The organism is Pseudoalteromonas sp. BSi20495, assembly GCF_000241185.1.
Lineage (GTDB): Bacteria > Pseudomonadota > Gammaproteobacteria > Enterobacterales > Alteromonadaceae > Pseudoalteromonas > Pseudoalteromonas fuliginea.
The window spans coordinates 1-9497 of the sequence record NZ_BADY01000141.1 but is presented as its reverse complement, the minus strand read 5'-3'; the positions used below and the strand labels follow the sequence as shown (position 1 = coordinate 9497).

At 35.8% G+C, this 9497-nt stretch carries 10 protein-coding genes and 3 pseudogenes; 2 read left to right on the top strand and 11 right to left on the bottom strand.

Annotated elements, in window-relative coordinates:
- Nucleotides 1-188: ClbS/DfsB family four-helix bundle protein (locus tag P20495_RS20950; protein WP_033016234.1), on the bottom strand; the 188-nt coding region annotated here is incomplete at its 3' end.
- 746 nt (nucleotides 189-934) lie between these two features.
- Between P20495_RS20950 and P20495_RS22620 the strand changes: the two are divergent.
- Nucleotides 935-1337: pseudogene (locus tag P20495_RS22620) on the top strand (group II intron maturase-specific domain-containing protein); the annotation flags it as partial.
- Between the two features lie 488 nt (nucleotides 1338-1825).
- On the opposite strand, the gene P20495_RS04480 reads toward P20495_RS22620, so the two are convergent.
- The 10 genes and pseudogenes from P20495_RS04480 to P20495_RS20935 form a co-directional block, all read right to left on the bottom strand.
- Nucleotides 1826-2374, bottom strand: a complete 549-nt coding sequence (locus tag P20495_RS04480; RefSeq protein WP_008138205.1) for a hypothetical protein — start codon at nucleotides 2372-2374, stop codon at nucleotides 1826-1828.
- A 339-nt stretch (nucleotides 2375-2713) separates the two neighbouring features.
- Nucleotides 2714-3007, bottom strand: a pseudogene (locus P20495_RS21710) (transposase); the annotation flags it as partial.
- 187 nt (nucleotides 3008-3194) lie between these two features.
- Entirely contained in the window at nucleotides 3195-3773 is a 579-nt protein-coding gene (locus tag P20495_RS04485; protein ID WP_008138203.1) for an NAD(P)H-dependent oxidoreductase, read from the bottom strand.
- Between the two features lie 72 nt (nucleotides 3774-3845).
- Nucleotides 3846-4184: a MerR family transcriptional regulator gene (locus P20495_RS04490; RefSeq protein ID WP_008138200.1), complete on the bottom strand. Its 339-nt coding sequence runs from the start codon at nucleotides 4182-4184 to the stop codon at nucleotides 3846-3848.
- A gap of 426 nt (nucleotides 4185-4610) precedes the next feature.
- Nucleotides 4611-4808, bottom strand: a complete 198-nt coding sequence (locus P20495_RS22615; protein WP_008138198.1) for a hypothetical protein — start codon at nucleotides 4806-4808, stop codon at nucleotides 4611-4613.
- Nucleotides 4809-4882: 74 nt separating this feature from the next.
- Nucleotides 4883-5026, bottom strand: coding sequence for a hypothetical protein (locus P20495_RS22610; RefSeq protein WP_242401497.1), 144 nt, complete (start codon nucleotides 5024-5026; stop codon nucleotides 4883-4885).
- A 678-nt stretch (nucleotides 5027-5704) separates the two neighbouring features.
- Nucleotides 5705-6490, bottom strand: coding sequence for an acyltransferase (locus P20495_RS21360; protein WP_008138195.1), 786 nt, complete (start codon nucleotides 6488-6490; stop codon nucleotides 5705-5707).
- A gap of 84 nt (nucleotides 6491-6574) precedes the next feature.
- Complete coding sequence (locus P20495_RS04500) at nucleotides 6575-7243, bottom strand: hypothetical protein (RefSeq protein ID WP_008138193.1); 669 nt, start codon at nucleotides 7241-7243, stop codon at nucleotides 6575-6577.
- A gap of 42 nt (nucleotides 7244-7285) precedes the next feature.
- Nucleotides 7286-8632 (bottom strand): M23/M56 family metallopeptidase, encoded by a 1347-nt coding sequence (locus P20495_RS04505; RefSeq protein ID WP_008138191.1) that lies wholly within the window; start codon nucleotides 8630-8632, stop codon nucleotides 7286-7288.
- Complete coding sequence (locus P20495_RS20935) at nucleotides 8632-9009, bottom strand: BlaI/MecI/CopY family transcriptional regulator (protein WP_033016230.1); 378 nt, start codon at nucleotides 9007-9009, stop codon at nucleotides 8632-8634. The genes P20495_RS04505 and P20495_RS20935 overlap by 1 nt, the downstream gene beginning before the upstream one ends.
- A 279-nt stretch (nucleotides 9010-9288) precedes the next feature.
- On the opposite strand from P20495_RS20935, the pseudogene P20495_RS22320 reads away from it, so the two are divergent.
- Nucleotides 9289-9497 (top strand): annotated as a pseudogene (locus P20495_RS22320) (alpha/beta hydrolase); the annotation flags it as partial.

Sequence of the window (9497 nt, the reverse complement as noted above, 5' to 3'; positions counted from 1 at the left end):
AGCTTTCCCCAACCAATTAGATAAGCAAGCGTATCACTAACACTTATTTCTGTTCCTTTAACATTCCCTTCTACTCTAACAGTTCTAGATAGCTCTTCAGGAATGCTTGAGTAGTCCGCTAGAATTTTATCAAATATTAGTTGAATTGCTTGTTCCAATTCTTGTTTATTTTGGGGGACAGATGACAAGGGTGACTCCATTAACATAACGAGGCCGTAGAATAACTCCAACAACCAAAATTAATTAAAAAACGAGCCCCAGCAATTAACTCTAAGCATTTTTAGAGCATTAGGTAATCCATTTGGATCCCATAAAACAGGCTGTTTTACTTCCATTTAAGTGCCTTGTTAACTGCTTTTTACTACGATTGCTAACGCAGCCACAATTAACGACGCAATAGCTGTAATCCAAGGGCCTAATTGCGCAATTTTATTGCGCCGTTCTTCGGCGGCCTTAAATATTACAAAGTCTAAAAGCTTAGTTAAATACTCCACTTCAAGCGGAGGTTTTTTAGAGTCTTCATTCTCATCGTCAGTTTCGTTTAGCCACTGTTTAGCATGCCGAATTTGTAGGCTATAAAAATAGTCAGCAGTTTTTTTGCTTTTATTCTTCGATTTCCTAAATAGACCTTTAAAAGAACTAAGAACTACTTCAATTTCATCTTTATCTATTGATCAATCGATTACTGTATTTTTCATAGAATATAAAAGCTGGTTTGGTATTGTTTTAACTGGCGTTTTGGAAGGGTTTACGGGTGTTTCAGTGGCTTTATTTTAAGTTAAAAGGGCTTTCCCTTCTTAATGCATCGTGTTTTGCAGCTTTTCTATATTATGAACAAGGCAACACAGTTGCCGCAGCGTAAACTAAAGGCATTCACTTTAGCTTGACCCCGTAAGGTCAATTTATTCATGCCTTTGTTCACTGTAATATTCCGCTAAAGGAATTTAAAGCAAATGTAAGAGAACTCACTAACCGCAACTGGGGGATCTCAATGACCCTACAAATTCATAAACTCACGCAGTATTTACGTGGCTGGGGACACTATTACTTAATAGCCAACACTTATCAGTTAACGGTGGATTTAGATCATTGGATCCGCCGTAGGATAAGAATGTGCTACTGGCGGCAATGGCGTAAACCGCGCACGAAAGTACGCAGTTTAATAAAACTGGGTGTTAGCGAACGACTCGCCATAGGCTGTGGTATCACCAGTAAAGGGCCTTGTCGAAGCTCAAAAAACAAAAGGAATTAACATTGCGCTAGGCAATGACTATTTAGCGTCACAAGGTTTAGTGTCATTGAGAGATATTTGGATCGGTATTCATTACGGGAGATGAACCGCCCATTGCGGACCCGCATGATGGGTGGTGTGGGGGCTGGAGGTTAGAGACCTCCGGCTACCCGATTAGCTTTACGCTACGGATATATTGCCAAGTTATCTTTGCTAAGTATGTAAGGTGAAGTTTTATAGTGAACGTAGAACCAGCTCGATATGGCCAGGATAACCCCTAAATTATATTCACGAAGAATCGGAATATAAATTATCAATGTAATAACTACCGCTAAATATAGTACAAATGTAGCCCAGAATAACTTTGAGCTGATAAGTTTCAATCTCACATTACAATTGGAACATTTAAAGTAAAATGGGAATGCGGATAAAGAAAAACTTAAAATATCTACTTTATACTCACAGCTAGGACATATACTCATAAACTTCCTTGTAAAGCTAACGCCGCAAATGAACGGCAAAAAATAGTTGGCTAAAATTTGTGAGGAACGAACAAAGCCAACTGTTTGTTGTCCGCACTTTTAATTTGTTTTGTTAGAAAGCCTGCATCCCATACTCAAGGCTTTTATTTCTGAGTTGAAAAGATACAACACGACTATGTTCGTCATAACTTACGATTTGATTCATAGTCTTACTTTTAAAATAGTCACCAATCTCACTAGCTGAAATATCTCTAGAAAATAAGACAGTGTGACTAACTGAGCTTTCCTTACATGCTGGTATGTCAGGGTTACTCCTGCACCTATCATCTAAAGTTGGCATTAAGACAGAAACCGAGTAAAAATTATTAGCTTGTTTGTCAGCATCCAAATAGACTCTCGTGCTTACAGTAGCAACCATACAACCAGAACCAATATAGTATTTATGAGAACGGCCGGAAATAGAACTGTGTCCAATCCTAAGGCTTTCTCCACTATCTGTCGAAATCGGAAAAGACTGGTAATACTCGTGAGCACATTGTTCCCGTTTAGAGTTCGATATTTCTGATGAAGGTAAATAACCCCAATCCCAAACAGGGTCAGGCTCTTTCTTTCCACAACCAAATAAAAACAACAAAGCTAAAAGGTAACTCAAATTCTTCATAGGCTTTCTAACACTTTAGTATTTATGCAACACACAGTTTGTGTTGCATAATCGCTTGTTGGACTGAGGCGCTACCTGCTTGGTGTGTTCGCGTTGGTATTGTTTATGCTATGGACTTTACTTATAAAGAAAGGCTTTTTATGGCCTAACCGATATCTAGCCAATTTCATTGACGTGTATATCGTATCTAAGCTATCCCTGCGTTACTCAGCGTTTATTATGTCCCTATTAAACCTAATATTAAACTGTTAAGCAATGATATTTTCACCGCGCACAGTCACTACTAGCCTGAGCAATTAAGCAGGTTAACTCATTGATTCTATTAAGCAGGCTAGCCCGCTAACTCGTTCGCCCTGTTGTAAGAATTGCTGTCTCCGACGCTGATATACCAATAAATCGTAAGATGCCAACCTTGCATGATTGACAGGGCCAATGAGGTATCAATGGACCTTTTTCTGTTTTTGGCTTCACTGGTTTACATGTGTGTGACTCTTGAGTCCTTATTAACGCTAACTTTTGTTTACGACATGCATTAGCTAAAAATTCATAGTGACGAATACGCATAAACCTCTTTGGCAGTATATGTTGTAAATAACGCCGTAAAAATTCGTCGCAACTCAGTGTCATGACCTTATTCCGGTTATTATCTTTATAATCACAACAATAAACCAATAAACAAGACAGCCACTTTAATTAAGCAACAAGATTGCACCATTAAATTTAATTTTTAGGTTAATAATTTATCTTTTATTACGGTAAAAATGGTCAAAAATAACATTAATACCTATTGACAGAGTTAAGGCTCATATATGATGTGAGTTTAGTTAGCAGTAGCCCCTAGTTTTGACATATCATTAATCCATTTAATTCTAGACTCTTTAGTAGAGCTTATAATAGGGCCAATCATTTTACTTTTCACAGAACCAAAACCAACGAATTTGAGTGTTGTTGTCTTTAATTGTTTGATAGCTGGGGCACCTTGAATCCAAAAGTAATACCATGGTGGGGTATCCATCGTCATCACAATTCGGGCTGTTTTCCCTTCCAGTAATTTTTTGGGAATAGATTTACCTTTCTCGTATTCAAATGCAAAACCAGGCAGAAATGTTCGATCAATAAGTCCTTTTAATTTTGCAGGTACTGCCCCCCACCAAATGGGTGTAAAAATAACTAAATGATCGCACCACTCAATATAGGCCTGAAATGACTTTAACGTATCTTCTAAAGAGGCTTTTTCATCATATCCGCTGGAAAGATCGATGTTGAACTCCATATCTGATATTTTTATCAGCTGGACCTCGTGTTTATTTTTAGCTGAATCTAAGTAAGCCTCAGCTAAAGAACTTACAAAACTATCGTTTTTAGGATTTCCCACCAGAACTAATACCCGCTTACTCATCTCATTATCCAATAATTAATTATGTGAGATGGAGTTTACCGTCTCCCCATTAGGGGAGAGTCAAATGTTTATTTAAGGATTTATCTGGTTATAGCATTTATCAATATTATTGACTTGCTTATTTATATCCTCAATTTTGCTAATTAATTCTTTTCTTATCTCGCTTAAAAATTGTTTAATTTTTTTCCAGTCAACTTTGTTATCATTGTAAACGATAACGCCTCTAAGTTTAGACAGCGTTATTCCTAAATCCTTTGCCTCTTTAATTAATATGAGAAGCTCTATATCTGTTTCATCATATACTCGATAGCGGCCTTTTCTTTCCGGCTGCCTTATCAATCCTTTTTCTTCATAGAATCGAATTGCCTTAATAGATAATCCTGTTTTTTTTGATGCTTCACCAATGTACATATAATACCGACTTATAACGAGGCAGTAGAATAACTTCAACAGCCAGATTCAATTAAAAAACGAGTCCTATAATCAACTTTAAGCATTTTTATTGACGTAATGCCGACTATCTATAAGACCTACTAGAAGCACTACTGGCCTCTATTTATTCTTTCACTTTACCTTTAGGAGGCCAAAAATGGAGGACACCTTCCCTATTTTAGCGCGAAAATATCCTTATTTTATAAGTTTTTATTAATACCAAAAAGTATAAGCTATTGCTATTAATAAATATTATGCTTGGGCTAGATTGTTTTATCATGTAAAGGTGAGTAAAGTTTCATTTAGCTAATGACAACTAATCCTCAATGACCGCTATTCGCTGAAGTACTGCTGGGTGCCATTAGTGGCCATAAAAATCTTAGCCACTGGTTAGTTACCTTTGCTTTATTTAGGAATAGCTTTTTGAAGACCATAGGTTAATAACACTGCAAAAGCACTGAGGTGAGACAACCCTATTAATACTTTGGATTGGGTACTTAACCCTTGACAATTTCGTGACTTTAACTGAGTCTCAAATGCTAGCATTTCCTCAACCATGCTGCCCTCCTCACTACCAATGTATATAAACACTTGTTCTTTCATGGCTTTATTGCTTTTTGCATAGTTACTTTCCAGCCGAAACATCGCTTTATTGTCATACCAGAACGATGGACTACCTAAATGTAATACTCAAACAATTCAGGATGAGTGATCAAAATGTTGGCGCCAAGCAACCCGCCATATGAGTAGACAACAAATATCTTTTTGTCCGGCTTAATTCGGTACTTATGGTTAATAAGGGGTAAAACTTCATCTGAAATGAAACTTATGTACTGGTTGGCTTGACCAGAATGCTTTTGAGGTTGGAGCGAGTGCCACCTTCATTTGAGGCATATGTTGGTGTGTAGTCACTTGTACGACTAATCAAAGGGTCATGTCCTTTGGAGTATGAAATCCCGACTATAATGACATCCTTAAAATATCTGCCCCCATTAGATGTACAATGCCACTCGCCGCTGCAACGAAGTAGCCCGTGTCTTTCAATAATACCAGAGGGTACTTTTTATTGCTTTGTGAATAATTGTTGGGCAAGCGTATATAAAGCTCATATTCTAATCCACTTTTTTCAGATTTGATTCAAGGTATGCGTATTTCAAATTTTAACTTCTGTATTCTTCTTCGCACTTAACGCTATAGAGCAAAAAAACAACAGCAAAGGCCAGCTTAAAAACATTTTTTCTTTTCCTTAAATGTGTAAAAACTAAATTTTTTGCTGCTTTTTATTCGAAAGACTTCTAATTTTATTTGCAATAGGCCTTTCGAAGAAAACATACGATATATACGCAAAAAACACGCTTAAGCTCAGTGATAACAACAACTTAAGTTCGTTGTTTAAATTTAATTTATTAACTATTCCGATAATAGGCATATGCAATAAATAGAATGAGTAAGACACCTTCCCTAAAAAGTCACCAATTTTATTTGCTAAAACAATATTGTTATTTGGTACTAAAAAAACAACACAAAAGAATACTGTGCTCATAACAAATAAAACTTACATAACTAAGCCACATCTTTTTTTTGTCGCCCTCGTTAATAGGTGAAAACTCAGGATACAATAGAGGTATTAAACATAAAGCTAATATAAACCAGTTACTTTTCATATAACTTGGCACTTTAAGTGATTTGTAATGCAAACCAAATATAACGCCAATAAAAAAATACGGAAACGTTCTTAAAGTACTAAAAAAGTTGTAAGGAATACTTTCAATTTCACCAAATAACCTTGGGAAATCAGCTAAATACCAAAACATCATAAAGGCAACGATTAATAAATATATATACCCTTTCCTTTCGCCTGCTAAAGACCAGAAAGCTACAAATATAATATAAAATTGTATTTCTGGTGGAATTGACCAAAGCACACTTTCGCCATGTATAAACAAAAGGTGCCCTATTAACGAATTAAGACCAGTTATGTTGTATAAAATATCATAGTTATTTTGTGTTAATAAGTAAGAGCTAAATACAATTACAAGGTATAGGGGTAAAACTCGGCCAGCTCTGGCTAATAAGTATCGTTCAATATTTGCTCTGCTAAACTTAGTGTCTAAATAAAGAAGTGACATTAAAAACCCACTAAGAAGGAAAAATAACATTACACCATAGGCTCCAGAACCACCCCCTAGAGAGCCATTTAACCAATGAGTTATATCTGAAAAGTGGGTAACAAATACAATAAGGGCGGCTAAAGCTCTTAAAGAGTTTAATTTTCTAATTTCCATGAAGTTGATTTAATCCTTAGCTTATTACTTTTTAAGTTGTTCAAATTGAATTATCGGCTGTATGATCTTAGATTTTATACAATACTACTGAGGCTTTTTACGTTTTAACCAGGCTTTAACGGGTACTATCCATTCTTTTCTGGGGATAAAAAAAGCGCCATGTTCTTTACCCGTTGAAATCGAAACTTCTTTATAAGAACTAACAGTGCCAAGATTCCTAGCAACTACATCGTCACACGAACCAACAGAATCAGATGTTTCATATACTGATAATAAATGACCATAAATAGCGATTTCTGCTCTTTTAGCTAATCCGCTTGTACAAGCCGCTAAAATTACAAAGTTAATATCCATGTTTTTTAAATTACTCGATGCAATTGCCGTGATAAACCCACCACGGGAAAAGCCAACTAAGGTTATGTTACTTGCAAGTACGCCATTTTTTAGTAATTTAGTTACTTGTTTAGATAGCTGTTCAGCATATTTAAAAGGATGGGTTTTAGCTGGTCGATGAGTAGCAATTAAATGATAGCTTGAGTCACCAAGTTCCTTTTTAATAGCTGGAAAATTATATTGCCCCCAGCGCTCATGGACAGGTTTAGGATCTATGCCCTCTACAATGAATCCGTGAGAATAAAAAACATATTTATCAGATGAATTTATTGTGTCTGGGAGGCTATCAAATATTTCACCGCCATAGCTAAATGAACTAAAAAGAAAAGTAAAAATAATAAAACATTTTTCTTTAAACATATTATACCTTTATAAAGCTAGAAGTGCCTGAAATAGAAGCTATTACCTTGTAGTTTTAGCGCCGAGCACTAAACTAGGATCAACTCTTTGATTGTCTTTAATTACTTCAAAATGAAGATGAACCCCTGTCGCTTTACCTGTATCACCAATAACCTGCCCAGCTTTAACCCAAGAACCTACTTTGGCGTCACTCGATTCTAGATGTGCATATAACGTTTGGTAGCCATTCTTATGTTGAATTAATACAGTATTGCCATAGTTCGAATGCAAGGTTTTGTTATCTGAAATAACTATTATTCCATCAGCAGCAGACAGCACAGGGCTGCCTCTTTCTCCAACATAGTCAACACCACGATGTGGCTTATAATCTCTGACCTTGCTGATACTACGAAATGTTGAGCTTATCGTATGGTTATCTAGTGGGTGCTGCCAAGTTAGATTGCCTGTCATTGCGGAGTCTTTTAAAAATATATGCAGACTAAAAATAACAAGTAACATTAAAAAGAACTTTAAAGTTAAAGTAAGTCGGCTTTTATTCGTTGGATAAGCAATGTGTGTAAGCCTCGCTTTGTAATCATCAACGCAAAGCGCACCAGAATTAAATTGAGCGACTGGATTGTTGTTATCAAATTGAACGCTTTTTTTTAATGATTGCAACAGTGCCTTGGCATAATCATGTTTGTTAAAATTAAAGCGACATATTGTCAGCCTGTCACACTTGTGTTCCATAGCGCGAATAAACTGCCATTCCATCTTTTTAACAAATGGGTTTATCCATAAAAGGGTGCTTAAGACCCTCCATAAAAGAATTGTAATATGATCTTTGTTTGTAATATGCGTTAGCTCATGTTGGATCAAAATGTTTTGTTGATCCTTTTTTAGCGATGAAAAATAGTTAGGTAGCACGATATAGGGCGCCGCTATGCCAATGACAAAAGGGCTATGGTTTAGCGAGGAAATTACAACTTTCACTTTACTAGTCGACAGCTCATTTATTAACTCAGATGCTCTTGATAAGCTTTTGAGGTTTTGCCAAACGGCTAATAGTTTAATTAATTTTAAGCAGGTAAAACCAAAGTAACCAACAATTAGCGCTGTTGCGATTAAATCTACTTTCTGCAAACTTGCATGAGTAATACTGGCTTGTTTTACTATTTGTACACTTTCTAAGCTTGAGTTTATATAATCCAAATCAGCAATAGGTATATTAATAGTGCCAAGAGACAAAGGGATAAAGGGTAAAAAGCTAGCTAAAAGCGCTGACCACCAAATACTTGGCGAGGTATTATCGTACTTGGTTATATAAGATGAGCAAGCATAAGCAAAGCCAGAAAATATAAGCCAAGGAAAAATACTATTTACTATGAATTGAATAATGAAAGAGTCCACTACTTTTGTTTTTCATCCTTTGAGAGTTGATTTAATAGTTCCTCTAATTCATCGATTTCTGCTTTATTTATTAAACGGCTATCAGCGAACATAGTGACAGGTAGAGGTTCATCTAACTCTAAGACATTGGTTGCGAACTCCTGCATGTAGGATGCAAGCGTCGGTATTTTCTCAATTAATGCCTTAAAGGTTTTTTTGTTGCCTGAGGAACCTACTTCTAAAATTCCCTTATTGCCCATTCTTTCCAAGGTTTTACGTGTAGATGAGTATGACCATCCATACTTTAATGCCAAGTGTTCATGGATTTCTTTGGCTGTGCGTGGCTGCTTTTTCCAAAGTAATTTCAGTATTTCTAACTCTGTTGAATTTGGCTTCATATAAAAATTTAAAAAGTGTGACTTGTGTCGCACTTTAACATTCGGTATGTTACAAGGCAACTTTGTGACACATGTCACACTTTGATTTTGGAAATTTATGAAAATTTATTTTAAAAATGTGATTTATAGCTTCCGTTTGAATTTTTGTAACCCTTCACTCGGAAGAATCAACTTCGAACAAGTTTTTGCAGACTGATTTAACTACTTTTTTAATCGCTAGATATACGGCTAAAAATTCCAATATTAAACTTATAAAGCAAAATTAAGGAAAAATATCAGATGAAACTGTTTTTTGTAAAATGCTTAACTTTTATTATTATGTTTAACGTAAGCTGCGACAATGCAGCAGTTGCTGAAGATCGTAGTTTTGAAATTGCTAGCAGCAAGGTTGTGACGATTGACTCTGAAGTACTGGGTAAGAAATATGATTTATTTATCAAAGTGCCCCGTAGTTACTTCTTGGAAGGAAATAAATCATTTAAGTATCT